13 protein-coding genes are annotated in these 22,577 nt (G+C 67.5%); 6 read left to right on the forward strand and 7 right to left on the reverse strand.

The genetic code is table 11. The features are described from left to right. Positions 1 to 394: 394 nt before the first annotated feature. From tkt to pgl, 5 genes are all read left to right on the forward strand, one after another. Positions 395 to 2,488 (forward strand): transketolase, encoded by a 2,094-nt coding sequence (gene tkt, locus ACRWK8_RS08400; protein ID WP_431869393.1) that lies wholly within the window; start codon positions 395 to 397, stop codon positions 2,486 to 2,488. Positions 2,489 to 2,558: 70 nt separating this feature from the next. Beyond that, positions 2,559 to 3,668, forward strand: coding sequence for a transaldolase (gene tal, locus ACRWK8_RS08405; RefSeq protein ID WP_378739235.1), 1,110 nt, complete (start codon positions 2,559 to 2,561; stop codon positions 3,666 to 3,668). A 112-nt stretch (positions 3,669 to 3,780) separates the two neighbouring features. Beyond that, on the forward strand, positions 3,781 to 5,331 hold the full coding sequence (gene zwf, locus ACRWK8_RS08410) for a glucose-6-phosphate dehydrogenase (RefSeq protein ID WP_378739767.1): 1,551 nt from the start codon (positions 3,781 to 3,783) through the stop codon (positions 5,329 to 5,331). Between the two features lie 16 nt (positions 5,332 to 5,347). Next, complete coding sequence (locus ACRWK8_RS08415) at positions 5,348 to 6,268, forward strand: glucose-6-phosphate dehydrogenase assembly protein OpcA (protein ID WP_378739233.1); 921 nt, start codon at positions 5,348 to 5,350, stop codon at positions 6,266 to 6,268. A 2-nt stretch (positions 6,269 to 6,270) separates the two neighbouring features. Continuing rightward, a complete protein-coding gene (pgl, locus tag ACRWK8_RS08420; protein ID WP_431869494.1) occupies positions 6,271 to 7,017 on the forward strand; it encodes a 6-phosphogluconolactonase in 747 nt (248 codons plus the stop codon). Positions 7,018 to 7,070: 53 nt separating this feature from the next. On the opposite strand, the gene ACRWK8_RS08425 is transcribed toward pgl, so the two are convergent. The 6 genes from ACRWK8_RS08425 to ACRWK8_RS08450 all read right to left on the reverse strand — a co-directional run bounded on the left by ACRWK8_RS08425 (position 7,071) and on the right by ACRWK8_RS08450 (position 20,900). After that, positions 7,071 to 7,925 (reverse strand): MerR family transcriptional regulator, encoded by an 855-nt coding sequence (locus tag ACRWK8_RS08425; protein WP_431869396.1) that lies wholly within the window; start codon positions 7,923 to 7,925, stop codon positions 7,071 to 7,073. Positions 7,926 to 8,301: 376 nt separating this feature from the next. Next, a complete protein-coding gene (locus tag ACRWK8_RS08430) occupies positions 8,302 to 8,625 on the reverse strand; it encodes a hypothetical protein (protein WP_431869398.1) in 324 nt (107 codons plus the stop codon). Between the two features lie 44 nt (positions 8,626 to 8,669). After that, positions 8,670 to 15,719 carry an RHS repeat-associated core domain-containing protein gene (locus ACRWK8_RS08435; protein ID WP_431869400.1) on the reverse strand — a complete coding sequence of 2,350 codons (7,050 nt, stop codon included), beginning with the start codon at positions 15,717 to 15,719 and terminating at the stop codon, positions 8,670 to 8,672. Between the two features lie 81 nt (positions 15,720 to 15,800). Beyond that, positions 15,801 to 19,295, reverse strand: coding sequence for a LamG-like jellyroll fold domain-containing protein (locus ACRWK8_RS08440; RefSeq protein WP_431869402.1), 3,495 nt, complete (start codon positions 19,293 to 19,295; stop codon positions 15,801 to 15,803). 409 nt (positions 19,296 to 19,704) lie between these two features. Beyond that, a complete protein-coding gene (locus tag ACRWK8_RS08445; RefSeq protein WP_431869496.1) occupies positions 19,705 to 20,430 on the reverse strand; it encodes a VOC family protein in 726 nt (241 codons plus the stop codon). A 50-nt stretch (positions 20,431 to 20,480) separates the two neighbouring features. Continuing rightward, complete coding sequence (locus tag ACRWK8_RS08450) at positions 20,481 to 20,900, reverse strand: DUF6069 family protein (RefSeq protein WP_378739229.1); 420 nt, start codon at positions 20,898 to 20,900, stop codon at positions 20,481 to 20,483. Positions 20,901 to 21,017: 117 nt separating this feature from the next. Between ACRWK8_RS08450 and ACRWK8_RS08455 the strand changes: the two genes are divergently transcribed. Next, entirely contained in the window at positions 21,018 to 22,067 is a 1,050-nt protein-coding gene (locus ACRWK8_RS08455) for an AraC family transcriptional regulator (protein ID WP_431869405.1), read from the forward strand. On the opposite strand, the gene ACRWK8_RS08460 is transcribed toward ACRWK8_RS08455, so the two are convergent. Beyond that, entirely contained in the window at positions 22,027 to 22,503 is a 477-nt protein-coding gene (locus tag ACRWK8_RS08460) for a hypothetical protein (protein ID WP_431869407.1), read from the reverse strand. The two genes, ACRWK8_RS08455 and ACRWK8_RS08460, sit on opposite strands and share 41 nt — an antisense overlap. Between the last annotated feature and the right edge of the window lie 74 nt (positions 22,504 to 22,577).

The raw sequence follows: 22,577 nt of genomic DNA on the forward strand, positions 1-22,577 counted from the left end.
AAGTCGCGGGCCGCCGGGCGAGGTGCCCCGGGGGTCCCGACGACCGGGGCCGAAGTGGCGCACACGGCCCCTACCCGCCGGTAGTCAGAAGTGTCGGGAAACGACATCTCCGGCCACGGACGATAGGCTCGCGGTGGGCCCTGTTCTCGCCCCCGTCACCACGGGGACCGAGCTCCGGACACCGTGACCCAGACGCTGTCGCACCGGCTCAGCGGCCCGAGCCCCGCGCCATGGGGCCGTGCCGCGCCAGCCGTCGAAGCCGATCCCGCCCTCCCCCGCGACCCGCCCGACCCGGCGGACCGCCGACGGGGTGCCCGGCCGTACAGCCCGCACACACAACCCACGCCCGCCCCGGAACCGGGTGCACGGGTGCCGAGAAGGAGCAGACAAGTCCGTGAACGCCCACACCCCGAAGAACCTGGACTGGTCGGACCTCGACCTCCGCGCCGTCAACACGGTTCGGGCGCTGGCCATGGACGCGGTAGAGAAGTCGGGTAACGGTCACCCCGGCACCGCGATGAGCCTCGCGCCCGCCGCCTACCTCCTCTTCCAGAAGGTGATGCGGCACGACCCGGCCGCACCCGACTGGGTGGGCCGGGACCGCTTCGTGCTGTCGATCGGCCACTCCAGCCTCACGCTGTACATCCAGCTCTACCTCGCCGGGTACGGTCTCACCCTCGACGACCTGCGCGGCCTGCGCCAGTGGGACAGCCTGACCCCGGGTCACCCGGAGGTCGGCCACACCGCCGGAGTGGAGACCACCACCGGCCCCCTCGGCCAGGGTGTCGGCAACGCCGTCGGCATGGCCATGGCGGCCCGCCGCGAGCGCGGCCTGTTCAACCCCGAGGCCGGTCCCGGCGCCAGCCCCTTCGACCACCACGTCTACGCGTTCTGCTCCGACGGCGACGTCCAGGAGGGCGTGAGCCACGAGGCCAGCGCCCTGGCCGGGACCCAGAACCTGGGCAACCTCATCATGATCTGGGACGACAACCAGATCTCGATCGAGGACGACACCCGCATCGCGCACAGCGAGGACGTCGTGGCCCGCTACGCCGCCTACGGCTGGCACGTGGAGGAGGTCGACTGGACCGCCACCGGCGAGTACGTCGAGGACGTCGACGCCCTCTACCAGGCGATCCTGCGCGGCAAGGCCGAGACCGAGCGCCCCACCTTCATCCGCCTGCGGACCGTCATCGGCTGGCCCGCGCCCAACAAGCAGAACACCGGCGCCATCCACGGAGCGGCGATCGGCGCCGCCGAGATCTCCGCCACCAAGGAGATCCTGGGGCTGCCCGACGCCCCGTTCGCGGTCGAGGACGCCGTGATCGAGCACACCCGCAAGGCGCTGGACCGCGGCCGCGAGGAGCACACCGCGTGGGACCAGACCCTGGACGCCTGGCACCGAGGCGCCGGTGAGCACGGCGAGCTCTTCGACCGTCTCCAGTCGGGCAAGCTGCCCGAGGGCTGGGAGGAGTCCCTGCCCTCGTTCGAGGCCAGCGAGAAGGGTGTGGCCACCCGCAAGGCGAGTGGCGAGGTGCTCAGCGCCATCGCCCCGGTGCTGCCCGAGCTGTGGGGCGGCTCCGCCGACCTCGCCGGGTCGAACAACACCACCCCCAAGGGCGAGCCCTCCTTCCTGCCCTTCGACCGGGCCAGCACCATGTTCCCGGGCAACCCGCACGGGCGCGTGCTGCACTTCGGCATCCGCGAGCACGGCATGGGATCGATCCTCAACGGCATCGCCCTGCACGGCCCGACCCGCCCCTACGGCGGCACCTTCCTGGTGTTCAGCGACTACATGCGCCCGGCCGTGCGCCTGGCCGCGCTGATGAAGCTGCCGGTCACCTACGTGTGGACGCACGACTCCATCGGCCTGGGCGAGGACGGCCCCACCCACCAGCCGGTCGAGCACCTGTGGTCGCTGCGCGCCATCCCGGGCCTGGACGTGATCCGCCCGGCCGACGCCAACGAGACCGTCGTGGTCTGGCGCGAGGTCGTGGCCAACGCCGACCGGCCCTCCGCCCTGGCGCTCACCCGCCAGAACGTGCCCACCCTGGACCGGGACGAGTACGCGTCCGCCGAGGGCGCCGCCCAGGGCGGTTACGTCCTGGCCGAGGCCTCCGGTGGGAGCCCCGAGGCGATCGTCATCGCCACCGGCAGCGAGGTGCAGCTGGCGCTGGCCGCCCGCACCGAGCTGGAGGAGGCCGGTACGCCCACCCGCGTGGTCTCCATGCCGTGCGTCGAGTGGTTCGAGGCCCAGAGCCAGGAGTACCGCGAGCGGGTCCTGCCGCCGTCGGTGCGTGCCCGCGTCTCCGTGGAGGCCGGTATCGGCATGGGGTGGCGCTCCTACGTCGGTGACGCCGGCGTCTCGGTGAGCCTGGAGCACTTCGGCGCCTCCGCCCCCTACGAGACGCTCTACGAGAAGTTCGGCATCACCTCCGAGGCCGTCGTCGCGGCGGTCCGCGACAGCCTGGCCAAGGCCGGTAGCTGACGACGCGGGCCGCCAGGACGACCCCCGGCGGCCCGCACTCCGTGTGAATTCAGGAAGGCGTGAGACCCACATGAGCACCACCGCTCTCAAGGACCTGGCCGACGCCGGTCAGTCCGTATGGCTGGACGACATCAGCCGTGACCGGCTGCGCACCGGCAACCTGGCCGAACTGCTGTCGACCCGCCACGTCACCGGCGTCACCTCCAACCCGTCCATCTTCGACAAGGCACTGGCCGAGGGCGACGCCTACGACATCCAGGTGCACGAGATGGGTGTGCGCGGGGTCTCGGTGGACGAGGCGGTCCGGCTGCTGACCGCCTATGACATCCGCTGGGCTGCGGACACCCTGCGCCCGGTGTACGACTCCACCAACCGCGTGGACGGCCGGGTCTCCCTGGAGGTGGACCCGCGACTCGCGCGCGAGACCGAGCGCACCGTGGCCGAGGCCAAGTCGCTGTGGTGGCTGGTCGACCGGCCCAACGTCATGATCAAGATCCCGGCGACCGTCGAGGGCCTGCCCGCGATCACCAAGGTGCTCGGGCAGGGCATCAGCGTCAACGTGACCCTGATCTTCTCCCTGGAGCGCTACCGCGCGGTCATGGAGGCGTTCCTGGAGGGCCTGGAGCTGGCCCGCGAGAACGGCCACGACCTGTCCCGGATCCAGTCCGTGGCGTCGTTCTTCGTCAGCCGCGTGGACGCCGAGGTGGACAAGCGCCTCAGGGCGGTCGGCACCCCGCGCGCCGAGGAGCTGCTCGGCCGCGCCGCGATCGCCAACGCGCGCCTGGCCTACCGCGACCACGAGGAGGTCTTCTCCTCCGAGCGCTGGAAGGCCCTGGCCGCCGAGGGCGCCACTCCGCAGCGCCCGCTGTGGGCGTCCACCGGGGTGAAGGACCCCGCGTACGCGGACACCCGTTACGTCACCGAACTGGTCGCGCCCGGCACCGTCAACACGATGCCGCAGGCCACCCTGGACGCCACCGCCGACCACGGCGAGGTCACCGGGGACACCGTCCAGGGCACCTACGAGGCCGCCCAGGCCGACCTCTCGGCGCTGGCCGAGGTCGGCGTGGACCTGGACGACGTGACGCGTCACCTCGAGGAGGACGGCGTGGTCAAGTTCGTCGACTCCTGGGAGAGCCTGCTCGGCCAGCTCACCCTGAAGCTCGACGAGCTCTCCTGACCCGGACCCCTCCCGGTCACCGACCCGCGTCCGCGCGCCGCGCGGACGCGGGTGCCACCAGCCACCAGGCCGTTCCCGACAGGAAGAGACGGAGTCCGTGAAAGAACCGGTGATGCCGGGGGCGGTACCCAACCCGCTCCGCAACGCCCTGGACCGAAGGCTTCCCCGTATCGCCGGGCCCAGTGTGCTGGTGCTCTTCGGCGTCACGGGGGACCTGGCCCGCAAGAAGCTCCTGCCCGCCATCTACGACCTGGCCAACCGGGGGATGCTGCCGCCGGGCTTCGGGCTGGTCGGCTTCGCCCGCCGCGACTGGGAGGACCAGGACTTCGCGGCGGAGGCCTACGAGGCGGTGCGCAAGTACGCGCGGACACCGTTCCACGAGGACGTGTGGCGCCAACTCAGCGAGGGTGTGCGGTTCGTCCAGGGGAACCTGGACGACGACGAGGCCTTCGACGAGCTGGCTCGGACCGTCCGTGAGCTGGACACGCAACGCGGCACCGGCGGCAACTACGCGTTCTACCTCTCGCTGCCGCCCAAGCTGTTCCCGACCGTGGTCACCCAGCTCAAGCGCAGCGGTCTGGCCACTCCCGAGAAGGGTCAGGGCACCGGGGGCATCACGCCGTGGCGCCGGGTGGTGATCGAGAAGCCGTTCGGCCACGACCTGGAGAGCGCCAAGGAGCTCAACGCGGTGGTGGACGACGTGTTCCCGCCGTCGGCGGTGTTCCGCATCGACCACTACCTGGGCAAGGAGACGGTCCAGAACATCCTGGCGCTGCGGTTCGCCAACACGCTGTTCGAGCCGCTGTGGAACCGCAGCTACGTGGACCACGTGCAGATCACCATGGCCGAGGACATCGGTGTGGGCGGGCGCGCGGGCTACTACGACGGCATCGGCGCGGCCCGCGACGTCATGCAGAACCACCTGCTCCAGCTGCTGGCCCTCGTCGCGATGGAGGAACCGGTCTCCTACAGCGCGGACGCGATCCGCGCGGAGAAGGAGAAGGTCCTCTCGGCGGTGACCCTCCCCGACGACCTGGGCAGGGGCACGGCGCGCGGACAGTACGCGGCCGGGTGGCAGGGCGGCGCGGCGGTCCGGGGCTACCTGGAGGAGGACGGGATCCCGTCCGACTCGGTGACCGAGACCTACGCGGCGCTCCGTCTGGACGTGGGCACCCGGCGCTGGTCGGGTGTGCCGTTCTACCTGCGCACCGGCAAGCGGCTCGGCCGACGCGTGACCGAGGTGGCACTGGTGTTCCAGGCCGCCCCGCAGCAGCTGTTCGCGCGCGGCGACGTGAGCGAGCTCGGGCAGAACGCGCTGGTCCTGCGCATCCAACCCGACGAGGGGGTCACCCTGAGGTTCGGGTCCAAGGTGCCGGGCGCCTCCATGGAGGTCCGCGACGTGAGCATGGACTTCACGTACGGGCAGTCCTTCACCGAGGCCAGCCCCGAGGCCTACGAGCGGCTCATCCTGGACGTGCTCATCGGCGACCCGCCGCTGTTCCCGCGCCAGGAGGAGGTGGAGCTGTCGTGGCGGATCCTCGACCCGGTCGAGGAGTACTGGGCCGCCTCGGGCCAGCCCGAACAGTACGGTTCGGGCACCTGGGGTCCGGAGTCCGCCGAGGAACTGCTCGCCAGGGACGGACGCCAGTGGCGTCGCCCGTGAACGCCGGGAGGAACAGATGACGCTCTATCTGCCGCGCACCACGACCTCGCAGATCACCGAGGCGCTCATGGCCGAGCGGCTCAGCGTGGGCGGGGGCGCCATGAACATGGTGCTCACCCTGGTCATCGTCACCGACGAGGCCGACCACTACGACGCCGTCCGCGCGGCGACCGAGGCCGGACGCGAGCACCCCTCGCGGGTGGTGGCGCTGATCCGCCGCGACCCGGGGGCCGAGCCGGCCATCGACGCGGAGATCCGCCGTCCGGGCACGTCCGGCCCCGGTGAGGCGGTGCTGTTGCGCCTGTACGGTCCACTGGGCGAGCACCCCGACTCGGTGCTGACCCCCCTGCTGGTCCCGGACGCGCCCGTGGTCGTGTGGTGGCCCGGGCAGGGTCCCGCCGACCCCGCCGCCGACCCGGTCGGGAAGCTGGCGCAACGGCGGATCACCGACGCACTGCGCGCCGAGGATCCGGTAGCCGACCTCCTGGAGCGGGTAGCCCACTACCGTCCGGGTGACACGGACCTGACCTGGACGCGGCTGACCCCGTGGCGATCGCTGCTGGCCAGCGCCATGGACCAGCCGTGCGGCTGGGTGACCTCGGCCAAGGTGACGGCGGAGCCGCACTACCCGAGCGCCGAGTTGCTGGCCGCGTGGCTGTCCGAACGGCTGGAGGTGGAGGTGGAACGCGGCACCTCGCACGGCCCCGGTTTGACCGAGGTCCGGCTGACCACCGACCAGGGCGACATCACCGTCTCCCGGGTGGACGGCCGGGTGGCCACACTGTCCCGAACGGGGCAGCCGGACCAGACGGTGGCGCTGGCCCGGCGGGGCGCCTCCCAGGCGCTGGCCGAGGAGCTGCGCCGCCTGGACGCCGACGAGACGTACGCGAGCGCGGCCCGTCACCTGGGTCCGCTGCTCGCTGGAAGCGGAGCATGAGGATGACCGAACCGGAGATCGTCCGCACCACCGACGCCCGTCAGCTGGCGGAGAGCGCGGCGTCGCGGCTGGTGAAGCTGATCGTGAGCGCCGAGGCCGAGGGACGCGAGTTCCACCTCGTCCTCACCGGCGGCGGTGTGGGCATCCAGACGCTGGGGGTCCTGCGGGACGAGGCGCTGGCCAGCGGGATGAGCTGGGGACACGTACACCTCTGGTGGGGTGACGAGCGGTTCCTGCCCGAGGGCGACCCCGAGCGCAACGAGACGCAGGCCTGCGACGCGCTGATCAACGACATCGACATCCCGTCGCACCAGGTGCACCCGATGCCGTCGTCGGACGGCACCGACCACGGTGAGGCGGAGAGGGCGGCCACCAACTACTCGGCCGCCCTCTCCGTGGCGGCTCGCGGTCGCGGCCCCGTGCCGGAGTTCGACGTGTGTCTGCTGGGCCTGGGCCCGGACAACCACGTGGCCTCGCTGTTCCCGGGCCTGCCGGGGGTCCGCGAGGAGGGGGCCGCCGCGGTGGCGGTGCACGACTCCCCCAAGCCGCCGCCGACCAGGATCAGCCTGACCCTGCCCTCGATCCGGAGCGCCCGCCAGGTGTGGGTGCTGGCCTCCGGAGCGGCCAAGGCCGACGCGGTCCGCCTGGGTGTGGCCGGTGGCAGCGTGGACGAGGCCCCGGTGGCCGGTGCGCGCGGCAGCGAGAGGACCGTGTTCTGGGTGGACGAGGCCGCCGCCTCTCAGCTGTAGCGGTTCCTACGAACGCCCCCGGCCGGAGTCACGGCCGGGGGCGTCGCCGTTCCTCAGGTGCGGGCCCCTCGGAGCGGACTCAGGCGCACGGCGGTCTCGATCCCGTCCTCGTGCAGGATGTGGCGTTGCGTGGAGGCGTCGGGGAAGAGGCCCTCCGGTACCTGGGTCACCAGCCGGAGCTGGGCCGTGGCGTGCTTGGACATGGTGAGCCTGCCCGGCAGGTGGATCGCCAGCTCCTCTCGGGCCTCGAACGTCTGCACGTCGACGCGTTCCGCGAGGGCCGCCAACTGGGCGGCGTCCGCCGAGACGGGGACCTTGGCCAGCCAGTGCGGCCCCTCCGTGGTGAACGCCGCCTCCCGTTGGTCGTGGGTCTCACCGGCCCAGGTGAACCAGGGAACGCCCGCCACCTTGGCACCGTGCACCACGGCCAGGGCCCCGAGATCCGCCACAGCGGCCCGCACCGCCACGGTGACCGCGTCCCAGTCGTACTGGTCCGGTTGACCCCGCCGCTTCTCCACGGGGACCGCGGTGACCGCCGCCGAGAGCACCGTCTTCTCCGGTACCTCGCGCCGCCGCACCTCGGGCCACGAGGTGAGAAGGCTGCGCGCGGTCGTGATCGCCTCGTCCTCGGCCTCACGTTGGCGGTCCAACGCCTCGGTGTGTTCGTCGAGCAACGCCGCAGCCGTGTCGGGCGCGTCCAACGCCCGCCGCACGTCCCGCACGCTCATGCCGGCGCCCCGCAGGGCACTGACCAGCAGGACGTCCTGGACCTGCTCGAAGTCGTAGTACCGGTACCCGGTGTCCTCGTCGACCACGGCCGGGACCAGCAGCCCCTCGGAGTGGTAGAAGCGCAGCGTCTGGGGAGAGAGCTCGCTCATCTCGCTGAAATCCTTGATCGAAAGGCTCATGAGCCCAGTCTCAGGGTTGCGGTTACCGCAAGGTCAAGCCAACGTACCCCAGCGGTGCCACCCCCGTCCCGCTCACTCCCAGCCCCACCTGATCCAGGGTGCTGCTCGCTGAAGCGACCACATCATCCACCTGAGCAACAGAAGAACACCCCTCGCATTCCATCGACGACCATGGGCGTACCATTTCGCGCTCGTAGCTAATCATTCACATCCGGACTCAACTGAGAAAAAACCCAGGAAACCAGAACGAGAAGAACAAGAAGCATGCGGTCGCGCAACCCAGCCACCGGGACCGCGCCGAATCTCCTGCACCCACGAAGACATAATCAGCGAAAACCCGGCCGAACACTCATTCGACCGGGCCAGTTCTGTGGCTTCACGAAGGAGATATATTCAATTGCCCCACACGCGGGAATGCAGTAGGCGACTCATCACCATACCAAGCATATTCAACACCAGACAGCATCCCCGACGTAACCCAGACCAGAATTTCTCCAAAGAGTTCTCCGTCATCATCAGTCACCACACAGGACACCGGGACAACTCCGGAGGAAAAAGTTGACCTGGACACACCGCTCGCCACCTCCAGATCGACACTCACAGAACCAGATCCCCAGGAAGATACCACACGAGCCTTATCAATTTGAGACCGCAGCTCCTCCGACCCAGGAAATCCCTCTCGAAGAATAAGATCGATCACACATCGCTCCTCGTCAGCAAGCGGCCTGGAATCCGACAAAGGGCTCATCTATTTCCCCCAGGAAATTTATCTGGAATGAAGGCAGTCCCAATTCTTGGGACCCCCCTGACAACCGCACCACGAATGGTTACATTATCATTATCGATGACTCGATTCACTTCGAATCTTCCAGCCGATGGAAGGTCGTTTGCATCACCCAGGCTGTCCACAATTCTCCGCATGGCCTGCTCTCGCCCTCCCGAGCGAGCAACAAGTCCGTCAAAACCATGCTTCTGTGGATCAATGACATGTTCCAGCTTTGCTGGTGTACTCGCTGACTTGTAGGTCTCGTCCAGCGCTCTGGAACAAGGTCCACCTGAATTGCTGACGAGGACTGGCGTCTCACCTACGAGTACATGGTACGTGTGGATTCCTTGAACCGTCAGGTTGTGGACAGTAGAGGACTGACTCCATGTCTGGACCCCGGTGACCTGGACAAGGGTGCCCTCGGAGGAAAGCAACCACAAGCCCGGGACCAGGTCGATCGCGTCAATCCAGGCGTCCAGCTCCGGGGACCAGAAAGGGTGCCCATCAGTGGCGATGATGACATCACCCAGCACCATCGGCCCGGGACGACCGAGCGCCTCATCGATCACACCGTGTCCGGCGTCGGTGACCTCCAGCTGAACAGCGGTGTCCACGGTGATCTCGACGAGGGTCTTGGTACCCGACCCCACGATCGTGGCCAGTACCTCACGAGTACCCTCTTCGCCAGTCTCAGGATCGGTGGCCAACACCTGGTCACCGACCTGAACCTCCTCGATCGGCTTGGTGGTTCCATCAGCCATCACCACCGGGGTTCCCGCAGCGAAGCTGTTGCAGTTCCCGCCCCTGCGAAACCGGGAGAAGACATCCTTGAGTTTGTCACCGTTGCGCAGGGCCCGCATCGCGCTGCCCGCAGGAATGGGCCCGGTTGCCACTTCGATACCCACGTCAAAGGCGAGTTCGACACTCCGGAAGGATCTAGAGTTCTTGTCTCCTCCGAACCTCTCGAACGTCTCCTTATGAGTTGGAAGTCCAATCGTCCTGGATATCCCGTCGGCAACCCACATGCTCGAATTGATTCTCTGAGCGGAAGCAGTGAGCCCATACATAGCGTTCCACGCCTGCCGCCTGAAGGGCACCCTCCGCGTCGCTCGCTCGACCCGGTTGAACGTACGGCGTTGAATCCCGATGGTCGTTCGCCGAATAGTCTGCCGAATGACCCGTGCGCGCGAGTTGTTCCATCTCGTGCGCACGGATGTCCGTACTCGGTTCTTTACTCGACTTGCCGCACGACGCACCTTGTTCCAGGTCTTTCGAAGGAAGAGCCCGTCCGGGTCGGTGAAGCTCACCGGATTACTATTGGCGTAGGTGTATCCATGCATTTGCTGCGGATCGGTCAGGTCAACGATCGGATCCGGTGAGATGAAGCGACCCAGAGCTGCGTCGTACGCCCTGGCCCCGATCTGCGTCAAGCCGGTGGAGTCGTCAATGACACCGCCGACGAATCCGCGCTCGCTGGGCCAGTCGCCTCCGGTGCCACGATCAGCGCCGAATGCCGTGAACCGTCGCTGGGTCACCTGTCCACCCACCGATTCCACCGCCAGTTGCCCGGTGCCGTGGTGGTCAGCAAAGGTCCAGGAAACATTGTTGTCGACATCTCGAACAGCAATGGGATCTCCATTGTGTTCGTAGAACCGCAGGGCCTGAGTGACGAGAGATGAACGCTCGTAGTGGATCTCCATGCCAGGCAGATAGAGGGTTGACACGCTGGCGTCGCGACGAATCAGCCGATCGCCACTGGCGTCGTAAGTGAACGTGGTCACCCCTGCCGCCGCGTCTTCGACGCGAACCAGGAGCCCTTCGGCGTCCCACTCCAAGCCCTGTTCGTGGACTGGGGTGGCGCGAGAGACCATGTTGCCGGATTCGTCATATCCGTAGTGCTCCAGCCGATCGCCCGCAGGTCCGCTCTCGTGGACCTGCGTGAGCGTGTGTGACTGGCCCTGCCCCGAGCCGGGGTGCGTGTAGGTGCGCTCGGTCGTGCCGCCGACTCCCCCGCGCCGGGTCTCCGTGACACGGTTGCCGATGGTGTCGTAGGCATAGGAGTGCCAGTAGGGTGCTGGCCCACCAAGATCACCCACAGCGGGATTCGCTTCGCAGGCCTGCGGACCGGTGGCGTCGGGAGTCCATGCCTCGGTGAGTTGACGCATGTGGTCGTAGGTGTAGCACTGCACATCCGCTGGGCGTTTGCTGTCACTGGGCTCGTCCCTCAGCGACAGAATGTTTCCGGCGTCGTCATAGGAGTAGTGGAGGTGCTGCAGCGATCCCTCGCCGAACCGCGGAACGACCCGGCTCTCGTTCAGGCGGTTGGTCGCCTCGCTGTAGTCCCAGGCCTGCCAATAGCGAGTAGCGCTGTTATTGGTTCTCGCCAGTGTCCGCATCACCAGGTTGCCGACTTTGGAGTACTCAGCAGCCGTTACGTAGGAACCGTCGCCAGTGACGTGAGTGACGTTTCCAAGGTCGTCATAGGTGTAGTTGATGTTCTCCTGGAACAGGCCGCCCGCAGCCGGGGACACGTGGTTGCGGATACTTCCGTCAGGGTTGTATCTGGTGATGAACCGGTAGGTTCCACTCAGTCCACGCTCCCCTTCCGGAATGGTGACGGAAGTCGCCATAGCACGGTAGAGGTCGTCGTAGGAAAGCACACTGTTGCTGTACGCGAGATCGCCGTCGTGGCGAATGGTCGAGGTGATGTGTCCCTTGACCAGGGTGTCGTATACCCACTCGATCCGCAGCGGCCCGTCCGCGGACTCTTCGTGAAGTGCCACCTGACGTCCGAGCACGTCGTACGTGGTTACCAGCGTCTGATCACGGGCGTCCGTGCTGGAGATCAGGCGGTCCAACGAGTCGAAGGTGTACGTGGTGGTACCTGTATCCGGATCACTACTGGACGTGCGACGGCCGTTGATGTCGTAGGTGTAGCGCCATTCGTTACCCGCACTGTCGGTAACAGTCTCCAGCTCTTGACTGGGGGTGTATGTGTAGTGGATCGCGTCGTAGTCACCAGTGGGCTGGCGCCCGTGGTGATGACGCAACTCCACCGTGTTCCCCCGCTGATCGGTGACCGTGGTGGTGCCCGTTCCCCCCTCTGGAGGAGTCATCCGCTTCTGTTCGCCCACATACTCGGTCGACGTCCGGTATTGCTCTTGCCCTCGTGACATGTGGATCTGTTCGAGGGACCGTTCCGCTCCGTCGTAGACGGCGAGCGTGTAACGCGGGATCTCGTCGGTGTTGTTGACACCGAGGAGATTTCCACTGGGTGCCTCCTCGTTGGGATAGGCGGCACGAGTCTGCACCGCGAGTCCACGTGAGTCGTGCAGTAGGTCACTGATCAGGCGCCCGCCACCGACGGAGGGGCTCTGAGTTTGGCGCTGTCGAAGCCAACCATCGTGAATCTGGTAGCTCGTGACATAGTCACCTGCGGCGTTGAGCGTGCTCGTGGTGACGTAGGTCGGAACCTCCTTGGACAGGTGGTATCCGAATTTCATGCTGGGGGAGACCCGGTCCTTGGCGCGGTCTGCGAGCCAGACTTCCGTGACCCGTCCGAGGGGGTCGTAGGACAGGTCGGTCCGTTTGCCGTTGACATCGACTTCGGCGATCGCGAGTGCCCTCGCCGGATCCATATGGACGGTCTGAGTGTGACCCAGCGGATTGGTGGTGCTGATCTTGGTGGCACCACCACCGACCACGACATCGGTGTGTTCGGTAGTGGTGGTGTTACCCTCCGCGTCAGTCTGTGAGACTTGGCGGCCATACCGATCGAAGGTTGACGTCTCGGTGGTCTGGTACCGAGGGACGGATCCGTCGTAGCCGACCAGACGTTCGGAGGCGGTCTCCACTCCCTTGACAGGGGTCGTTCCGAATCCCTTCCCGTCGAAGTGGGTCCGGATGTCTCCGATCACGTCCTTGGGGCGCTCGGGAGACGTGTCGCACCCTACGGACACCAGCTCCTCCCGGGATGACAGATCCAGTAGATGGAGATCGGTGTTGCGGTTGTAGGTGGTGCGAGCGCAGACCTCGTCTCCCTTCACCGATACGTCACCGCGATCGAAGACCTCGATCGGCAGGCCGAATTCGTCGAAGGTGGTGTCGACACGATGTTGGCGCCATCCACCACTGGCCAGGGGCTCGTAGCTACGGACCGAGGCCGTGTCGACCATGTGGGACTCCACGGTGCCCCAGGAGTAGGCGCGGGAACCGGTCTTCCGGCTCCAGGGCAACGTGATCTCCTTCTCCACCACCTCCCCACCGGGACCGTTACGCGTCAGCGTCTCCAGGGTCTGACCGTTGAAGCGATCGTGATCGGTGTGTTCGCCGCCCTCGGTGTCGGTGACCTTCGCGCTACGCGTGCCGCTGGGCAGGTGATCACCATGCATCCCTCGGAAGAACCGGTGCTCCTCCTCGGACTGCGTCTCGTCCTCGAGTCCGGAGATCACCCGAACGATTTCGTACCCGCGCCACTGGGACCACGTACGCCTGTCGTCCTTGGTGAACCCGTCCGCTTCCATGTATCGCCAGCCAGCACCACCCCTGTAGTCATAGGTGGTAATCACGTCGGGTTGGTCGGTGACCAGGTCCACTTCTGCCACCTGCGTGACGACGTACTTGTGGAACCAGTCAGTGATGTCGTCGTCACCGCGCCCACTCGGCACCCAGCGGACCGGATAGCAGCGTTTGGTGTTGGTGTGTGGTGTGGGTGTGGCCCCCGCAGTGCAGTCGGGTGCGGAGTAGGAGACGTCGAGCTGCCCTCCGGTTTCGGTGTAGACGGCGGTGATACGCCACTTGTTGAGCGGGGCGATCCCGTCACTGCTGGTGTCGACTCGGTTGGGCATGGGCGTGCCGGCGAACGTCATGGAGGGCTGGGTCAGCGTGCCCCCCACATGTCCCGTATGAGTGATGGAGTCCAACCAGAGCGTGGGGTCAGTTCCGTCACCCGGTGCGGGAAAGAGGTGCTCGAACTTCCAGGAGTCGACCGTGGAGTAGGACGATCCGTCATGGAACTGAGTGGAGACCTTCTCCAGACGCTTGGTGGTGAACATGGCCGGTGAGAACTTGTCGGTGCACTTCGCCCCGGACTTGCAGTCCAGGTCGAGTGGGACGTCGGGCCAGTGCTTGGCGTTGGCCTTCTCGCGCTTTTCGGGTGCGCAGTCGAAGGAACTCGTGCTCAGGCACCGCTCGGCGACCGTGAAGTTCACCCGTGCCGGAGCCGTGGCGAAGACGTCGTCGGTGGTCAGGCCGTACTCGATCCGACGCAGATAGCCGCCCCGGTCGTAGGGGGTGGCGTCGTCCGCCTTCATGTTGCGGCCGTAGTGGTTTCCCTCTTTGGTGTAGTGCAGGGTCATGACGTTGCCGTGCACGTCCACGACGTAGTCGAGGTTCCATCGCCAGGCCTGCTGGCACCAGGAGTCGGAGAAGCTCGACTTGTTACAGGGTTCACCGGAATCGTTGCCGTAGACGGGCATGGTCCAGGCGGAGTTGGTCTCGGGCTTGCCCGAGGACCATCCGGGAAGGCGGTTACGGCCGAAGAAGTACTGCGTGCCGTCAGTGACGGTGACCTTCCAGTACTCACCGTCGTTGTCACCGTTGGTCACACCGGTCAGGCGTTCGACCTTGGAACCGTCGTCATTGCGCAGTCGCCAGGTTCCGTCGGAGTCCTGAAGGAGTTCGCTGGACATGCCGTTCAGGGACAGAGTGGCGTTCTGTCGCTTCCAGCACATGTCCCCGGTCTTGTTCGGGGTCTTCTGCCCGTCTTCGGCGCAGGGGATGTAGGCACGTTCGACGAATCCGGGATGGTAGTCGAATCCCTCACCGATCCAGGAGGCCTGGTTGTTGGTGGAGGCGGTACGGCCGTCGACGGAACCGGAGGAGTAGGACAGGGCGATGTCGGGTGCCATGTCAGCAGCGACGTCCGGAACCTCGAGTGGATAGGTCCAGGCGAAGTCCCCGGTCTGGAGGCTCACGTCCCAGGAGGCCGAAGGCGAGAGGTCACTGGCCTTGTAGTCTCCGTTGCCGCTGTCCCCTCCGGACGCGGCCATGAGCCTCACGCCGGAGGACGTGGCCGGTGCGATGACGCTGAGGGTCCGCGTCGCCGGATCGTTGACCGACCCCAGGTCATATGCCTGAGTGCACTCCTCTTCCTGGTCATTGTCGCAATCGCCGAGGGCCAGGAGGCGGAGCCTTGATCCGTAGTCTCCACCGAAGGCCGAGCCGAAACCCGAGTAGTCGAGCACGATCTCGACGGGGCCGGCCGCTTCGATGCCGTCCGTACGCGTCACCTCAAGGAGAAGCCCGTCGTCTACCCCCGCCTCCGAGGCTTCTTCCTGGCTGAGGAGGTCGACCCGCGCTGATTCCACCGGTAGAGGAGTCTGGTCATCGGCGGTCTCGGACTCCTCGGCCTCGTCATCGGATACCTCGTCCTCGTCTGCTTCCTCAGGAGGAGGGACCTGCTCGGTGGCCGTGTCCTCATCCGGTTCGGCTGCCTGCCCGGAGGTCTCCTCATCGCTGTCGTCTGTTGAAGCGTCACCTCCGGGTTCTCGGGGTAGACGGCGTTCCTCCTGAGAGGCCGATTCCTCCGTACGCTCCTCGAAGGGAAAAGGCATCTCCCACGAATCCGTGACTTCAGTTGGCACCGCGCCAATCGCCACCACGGCATCGTCGGGAATCGCGGACAGGAGATCAGCCAACTCGCCTTGATCCCCTCCCTCTACCAGCTCAGAGCTTTGGGCTTCGGGCCAGCTCACCTCCGCGAGCGTGGCGATCGAAGCCTCGTCTGCCGCGTCGTCCACCTCGATGGCCGCGGCAACGACCTCGCTGCCCTCGATCCAGGGTTCGTCCTCGACCTCTGGCTCCGAGTTCTGAGGGGTGGCTTGGGAAGAAGGCGCAGCGAGCAGTGTCGCCGCTACTGCCAAGACGACCGTGTTGGCGAGTCCTCGCCTGAATACGCGGCGCATGCGGAGGCTCTTGGGAGCGGGTTCGGGCACGTTGTCTTGGCTGGTGGAAGGGTGCTTGGACACAGGAGTCCTCCGTCCCGGTGGTCGTCGTTGCCACCGGGGTCAGTGAGCGAGGGATGGGATTGGTGCGGGGTGTGGGTGTGGTCAGGGAGAACTCGTCGGAATCATGCCCTCATAGACGTTCTGGATGTCGTCCTGGGACAGCACGCCCTGGTACAGGTGAACGTCACTGATGTCTCCGGCCCACGCACCGGAGAACCTCTTCTCGAACTGGGAGCCGCCGATCATGACCGGTCCGTTCGCGTGCCAGGCACCGGGGACCTTCACCGGCTCCTGGGCCACTGCGTCCACATAGAGGGTCGCCTCCCCCATGGTGTGGTCGTAGGTGGCCGCCAGGTGGGTCCACCTACCGAACTCGGGAGCGTGCTCGGACAGGGATCGGTGCCAGCCGGTGGCCCCGGTGCGGTCCTGGGGCGGAAGCTTCATCACCCAGTTGTCCCAGTCGTAGGTGTGCTGGTAGCTGAGGTAGAACGCGCTGTGGTCCGTGCCGTTCTGGGCCACCGCGGCCGCGTTGTATCCGACCTCGTCCAGGCGCACCCAGGCCGCGGCGCTGTAGCTGCGGTCCGTGCGTACCGAGGGCGCACTGGTGTACAGGTGTTCCCGGGTCGACGGATCCAGGCTCACGCCGGGGGCGAAGGTGACGTCGTTCATCGCCTGGTTCCAGGCGGTGAGCGGATCCCCTTCCAAGGTGGCGTCCAGATCGTGGTCGGAGGTGTCCGTCGCCACGGTGCCCGAGGTCTCGTCCAGCTGCCAGCGTCCCTCGAGCGCGGCGGGTCGGTTGGCGAGCTCCCAGACCTCGGAGCGAGCTCCTTCGCCGTCATCGAGGGAGTCGTCCACCAGGACCCGGTCCCACACGCGCACGTCGTCGATGGATCCGGGCCAGAAGTCGTTGTAGGTGCCCCGGTACTTGGCCCCGCCGATGATCAGCGGCCCCTCAGCGTTCCAAGGGGTCTTCTGAATGTGCGACCCCTGGTTGACACCGTCCACGTACAGGGTCAGCGCTCCGGTCTCAGGGTCGTGAGTCCCCAGCAAGTGCGTCCACACTCCGGTCTGGGCGGGCTCAATGGACCGCACCGCTTCCGAGATCGCTGTGGCGTCCCCGTCGTAGGGTGCCTGCTTGAAGATCCACCGACCGCCCTGTGTGTGCTGGTAGCCCAGGTAGAAACCGCCGTGTCGCTCACCGTCCTGACTGACCGCCGTGTAGGGGCGGCTCGGGTCGGACTCGTCCAACCGCACCCAGGCGGAGACCGAGAACGCGTCGTCGGTTCTGACGACCGGGCCCTGGGTGCTCAGACGTTCGCCGCTGGACGTGTCCAAGCCCGCACCTTCCAGACGGTAGCTCCCGCCGGTCCGCTCCCCCACCCGACCTCGCGTCCACGCGACGTCTCCGGAGGCCGTGGCCGAACGGCTCGTGTCCGCAGTGTCCGTCGCGGTCGTGCCCTGACCCTCATCCAGTGTGAAGTGCGCGACCGGCTCAGCGGCGGGGGCGACGGTGAACGTGTACGCCAGTCCGCATTCGGAGGAGTTGCCGTAGGCGTCGGTGATGCGGGCATGGATCAGGTTGGGGCCGTCCCGGCGCGGGGAGATCGGCAGGGTCACGGTCGCGCCCTGTTCGTCGAGGTCGACCTTGGTCGAACAGCTGGCGTCGTTGACGCTGTAGTGGTAAGCGGTGGCCGCGTCCACGCCGTTGTTCGAGAACGTGAACTCACCGGTGCGTCCAACGGACCCATGGGGCTCGTCTCCGGCCGGGTAGTCGGTGGAGGTCACCTTGGGACCGGAGTCGGGTTTGGTGGTGTCGACCTCGATGAAGCACCAGGACGACCACGGTCCCCAGTTGGAGCGGTCGTGTCCACGCACCCGGTAGGCGATCAACTCGCGCTCGGGCAGGTCCTTCGCGGTCACCGGACGGTAGCTGCCTCCGGACCACTTGCCCACGGTCACGTAGGCCGAGTCAGCGGTACCGACGCGACCGTCCACACCGGCGAGTTTCCACTCGAACTGCGACTTGACCTGCTGACCCACCCAGTAGGAGTCTCGGTCCCGGATCTGGGCGTTGAACCTGACCTCGGTGTTGTTGATCATCCGGGGAGCGGATCGGTCGGTCTGGCAGGTGCCGCCCAGGGAGTCGGAGATCGTGGAGGTCACCGGCTTCTCCGGCGGGTGGTTGTAGTTCACCACCAGCACCGGGGGCTTGCTCTTGGTGTTGACCCTTCGCCAGGCGGTCGTGCCTCTCTCGTCGCGTTCCTTGAGCCGGAGCCGGATGTGGGAGGCGTTGTTGTTCACGCCCCAGCGGTAGGCGTTGGTGGCGTCGAACTCCACACCGCTGCTCTTGGGGCAGGTCGCCCAGCCACCGCGTACGTTCTGGGTGTCCTGGAGGGTGCGGGTGGTGGGTTGGTTGCTCCAGGTGGTCTTGTTGGTGAAGGCGTCGGTGCGGTGCAGTTGGATGTGGGCGTTGCTGGTGCAGTCCCAGCCCCACTCGATCTCGGTCCGCAGCGTGGCCGAGTTGATGATGGTGTTGGGATGGTTCGTCCTGGCCATCACGGTGAACTGGAAGAACGCGCGTCGGGTGTAGGGCCGGTCCCATTCGACCCGGCCGATGCCCACGTCGTCGACCTTGGGGTTGTAGTAGGCCTGGCCGGGGAACGCGGAGTCGACGTAGGCCCAGTTGGGGCGGCTGGCGCTCACGGAGGGGTCGATGTAGACCGGGAACTCGGTGGCCTCGTCCACCAGCATCCCCTGGTCCGGGAGGAGACGGATGCTGTCGACCTCGACCGAGGTCGGGACCGTCAGCACACGCGCGCCCGAGGGCGCGGACACCGTGGGGTCCTCGTCTTCGTGGGCTTCGCCCGTGGAGTCCCACATGGCCGGGGCCTGGGCGGAGAACACGCTCTGACCGCCGGCGTCGCCCGTGGCGTCGAGGTTGCCGTGCTCGTCGGCTGTCATGGTCACTCCGGTGGTGCGCAACGGGAGTGCGATCTCGGTGAGTTCGGGGAGCTGGGCGGCTTCGGGGGTGTGGACGACCAGGACCTGGCTGAAGCCCTCGACTCCGGCGGTCAGGACGAGGTCGACGTCGCGAAGGACGTCGGTGTAGGTGGCCTGGTCCCCGTCCAGGAAGGGTTCGGGGAGGTCGTCGATCCAGCCCAGGGCGACGTTGTTGGAACCGATGCCGATGTGGGCCATCGCGTCGTCGCCACCGCCGGAGAAGGCGATGTCCATGCCCGCGGCCCGTGGACGCACCGCGCCGTCCTCAGCCTTGACCAGGGTCGTGTCCACGTCCACCCAGCCCTCGTCGGAGCGCACTCGCTGGGGGATCGTGGAGATCTCGGCGGTGAGTGAGCCGTCGGGGTTGGCGAAGTGCTGGGTCTTCTCGTCGGTCAGCCCGGGGATCTCGACCGGTTCACCCGTCTGCTCCGCCAGGGCCAGCGCGTCGAACTCCTGTTGCTCTTCGGAGCTGTCGGGGTCCGGTGAGCGCGGCTGCGCCGCCACTGGAGGAGCGATGGTCAAGGTCAGGAGCAGAGCAGTGGCGGTCGAGACCGCCGTCGCACGGGTCCAGGGGCGACGCATGGGATTGCCGTTCATGTCAAGGGGATGTGAGAACCCGGGGACAACCCTCGCACCTGGGATCAAGGCAGGACTTTAACCAGCACTTACATCGATCCACAATCGTTCGGAGTCCTCACCACGAGAATGTGGAACCGGGAACCAGCTTTGACATGCGGTAATCAGATCTGGCCGCATCCGGCCACGAAACTGGTAAACCAAACCCGAGAACGCTTCACACCGCGATTTTCGCGGAGACTGCACACGCCGCGACCTCGCTTGCTTCACGCCTGGTCAGGGCTCCCCAACGGAACGTAGGAGACAACAGGGTCTCGCAGCCCGGGGCCCGACCACCGAACAGACTCGGTGTGAGCGACACCGTCGGCGGCGCTCACATCCCATACGGAGGCTCCCCGAGGGGTTCTGGAGCCTCCGGAAGACGGGCGCTTCAGGTGCTGCGGAACTCCAGGCCCTCGATCTCGGCTTCGGGGCCCGTGGTGACGACGGCGACGATGCGGTCCTCGGGACCCTCCTCGAAGCAGACGTGGCCGCCGGGGAGCGGGACCTCGGTGCCCTGGGACGGGACTCCCAGGAGGGTGGCCAGCCAACGGGCGGAGAACTCCGGGTCGGCGGTCTGGATGACGATCGCCCGGAGGTCGTGGTGGCCCGGGTCGAAGCGGCCCTGGACGTACTCGGTGAAGATCTGCTCCCGGGGCGGATCGTAGGTGATGAGGAAGGGCGCCCAGAAGGGGGCATCGGGGAGGAAGACCTCGCGGAAGCTCACGTCGCGGCCCTCGGGAGCGGCCACGACCTCCTCCACTCGGTGTCCCTGGAGGCGGAGGCGCTGGGCCGAGGCGGCCGCGTCCGTGACGTTGACCGCGAAGGTCATCGCCCCACGACCACGGGCGGAGACGTCCTCGATGGCGGGGCGCAACACCTTCAGGGCGCGGCTGAAGACCCCGGTCCCGTAGGCGGTCTCGTCGAGGACGGTGAGGATCTCGACGTAGCGCTCGTCCAGCCGCCAGGCCCCGTTGCGGAACCCGTCGAAGGGCTCGTTGGCGTGGGCGGGGAACCCCGCCTCGGTGTACCGGCGCACCGCCGCGGGCACGTCCGTCACCCAGTGCGGGAGATGCGATCTCGGGTCGCTCGTCGGACAGGCCCCGCCTCCTCTGATGAGGCTGGGCGGACCTCATCAGAGGAGTCCGTGGCGTGTCGACGCGAGCGTCAGGTCCGCGAGGTCCGCCAGTACACCGGGATGACGGCGGCGACCACCAGGTGCGAGAGCTGCAGGACGACGACGGTCGCGACGGTCGCCCCCACGGTGAGCGGCGGCAGGAACATCGCCACGGTGACGAGGACCGCGACGACCGTCCACACGAAGAGGCCGCGTCGGCCCAGGAAGCGCTCGGCCAGGGCGAGCACGCCCCATCCGAGCAGGGCGAACACGGCCGTGAAGAGCGTGAAGGCGGGCCACGCGAGGGCCCCGGGCTCCTGCCCCCTGGGCGCGACCACCAGGTCCGCGCCCAGCAGCGGCGCGGCGAGGGCGAGGAGGGTGTTGACGGCGGTGACCACGAGCACGGCCGTCAGGCGCGGCTTCCAGGTCGGACGGACGGGGGTTCGGGTTTCGGTCAGGTTCCGGGTCATGGCTCTTTCCCTGGTGCGATGGGGTACGTGTCGAACCTACGCAGGGAGAGCGAGACTTCCTATGCGTGATCCACTCTGATCTATACGCGATCGTCCACTGCTGGGTACGATGACGCCATGGATGTACTGAGCGACGTCATCTCGACCGTTCGCACCGGTCAGCCCCGTTCGGCGCGGATCGAATGGCACGCCCCCTACGCCACGCGGTTCCCGGAGATTCCCGGCGCCAAGTTCATGGTGGTGCTGCAGGGGTCCACGTGGCTCCTGACGGAGGGCGCGGAGCCCCTGCAGCTGGGCCTGGGCGACGTCCTCTTCCTGCCGCGCGGCCGAGAGCACCTGCTGAGCAGCTCCCCCGCGGCCGAGGGCGGTGTGGACTGCTCCCGCGCCCTGCGTGACGCGGTGACGGGCGCGGAGCCAGTGCCCACCCTGGTGTGTTCGCGGGGATGGGCCCGCCCCAAGGAGATGCCGCCCGGGCCCGCGTTCGGGGCCACCACGGTCGGGGACGGAGACGGCGAACCCAGTTGCGTCACGGTGGGCGGCTCCTACGACGCCAGCGCGTCGACTCCGCATCCGCTGTTGGCCGAGCTCCCCTCCGTGGTGCACGTGCCCGCGAAGGTCGGCCGCGGGTCCGAGCTCCCCCTGGCCGTGGGGCTGTTGGGCCGGGAGCTGGGCGCGAACCGGCCCGGTGGCGACACGCTGATCCCGCACCTGTTGGACATGCTGGTCGTGTACATCCTGCGCACCTACGTGGAGGAGCTCTGGCAGGGGCACGAGGGCGCGGGCTGCGGTTTCGCGGGCGCGCTGCGCGACCCCGGGGTGCACGCCGCGATCCAGGCCGTGCACCGCGACCCCGCCCACCCCTGGAGCGTTGCGGAACTGGGCGAACGCGCCGGGCTCTCCCGCGCCGCCTTCTCCCGCAGGTTCACGTCCCTGGTGAACCAGTCTCCGCTGGCCTACGTCACGTGGTGGCGGCTGACCACGGCCGCCCGGCTGCTGCGTGAGGAGGACGCGCCGATCAGTTCGGTGGCGACCCGCGTGGGCTACTCGTCCCAGTTCGCCTTCGCCAACGCGTTCAAGCGCGAGTTCGGCTGGTCCCCCGGCCGGTACCGCGAGGCCGCGCGGGACCTCACGGAGTCGCAGGTGCCCGCCGTGCCCCCCACGCCCTGAGAGTGAGGGCGGTGAGGAACACCGTGCCGGGAAGCGCGTACGGCCCGGGGCCCAGGAAGAGTGATACCGGACTGGCGCCGAAGGCCAGGGACGAGAACCCGAGCAGGGTGAGCAGGAAGCACAGCACCGCCGCCGTTCCGGTGACCCAGCCCAGCCAGCGCGGCGCTCCGGGGCGCACGAGGGCCAGCGCCGCGACGGCCGTGCCCAGCGTGACCACCAGCGGTCCGACCATCCAGACCAGGTAGCCGGGCCCGATCGCTCGGTCGGCGTCGGCCGCCAGCCAGCCGGTGACCACGAGGTGCGCGACCCCGAGCACCAGGAGCGCACCGGCGGCCGCACGGCCGAGCCACGCCGGTGCGGTCCGCTCCGGACCGCGTTCGGCCCTCACCGCGCCGTTCCGGGCCCGGGCCGACCCACTCTCCGTCCGCTCCACCATGACCGCTCCCTCTTCCGCACCGACGTCCTCGTGACACGAGTCTGCTCGGCTCGGCACGGCCCCACCTCCCCCGC

The sequence above is a fragment of the Nocardiopsis eucommiae genome (genome assembly GCF_965344335.1).
Lineage (GTDB): Bacteria > Actinomycetota > Actinomycetes > Streptosporangiales > Streptosporangiaceae > Nocardiopsis > Nocardiopsis eucommiae.

Bases quoted from the DNA above. Each gene is read 5' to 3' on its own strand.
- pgl (WP_431869494.1), top strand. From the start codon at position 6,271: ATGACCGAACCGGAGATCGTCCGCACCACCGACGCCCGTCAGCTGGCG.
- ACRWK8_RS08460 (WP_431869407.1), bottom strand. From the start codon at position 22,503: ATGGTGGAGCGGACGGAGAGTGGGTCGGCCCGGGCCCGGAACGGCGCG.
- tal (WP_378739235.1), top strand. From the start codon at position 2,559: ATGAGCACCACCGCTCTCAAGGACCTGGCCGACGCCGGTCAGTCCGTA.
- ACRWK8_RS08415 (WP_378739233.1), top strand. From the start codon at position 5,348: ATGACGCTCTATCTGCCGCGCACCACGACCTCGCAGATCACCGAGGCG.
- ACRWK8_RS08425 (WP_431869396.1), bottom strand. From the start codon at position 7,925: ATGAGCCTTTCGATCAAGGATTTCAGCGAGATGAGCGAGCTCTCTCCC.
- zwf (WP_378739767.1), top strand. From the start codon at position 3,781: ATGCCGGGGGCGGTACCCAACCCGCTCCGCAACGCCCTGGACCGAAGG.
- ACRWK8_RS08440 (WP_431869402.1), bottom strand. From the start codon at position 19,295: ATGAACGGCAATCCCATGCGTCGCCCCTGGACCCGTGCGACGGCGGTC.
- ACRWK8_RS08450 (WP_378739229.1), bottom strand. From the start codon at position 20,900: ATGACCCGGAACCTGACCGAAACCCGAACCCCCGTCCGTCCGACCTGG.
- ACRWK8_RS08455 (WP_431869405.1), top strand. From the start codon at position 21,018: ATGGATGTACTGAGCGACGTCATCTCGACCGTTCGCACCGGTCAGCCC.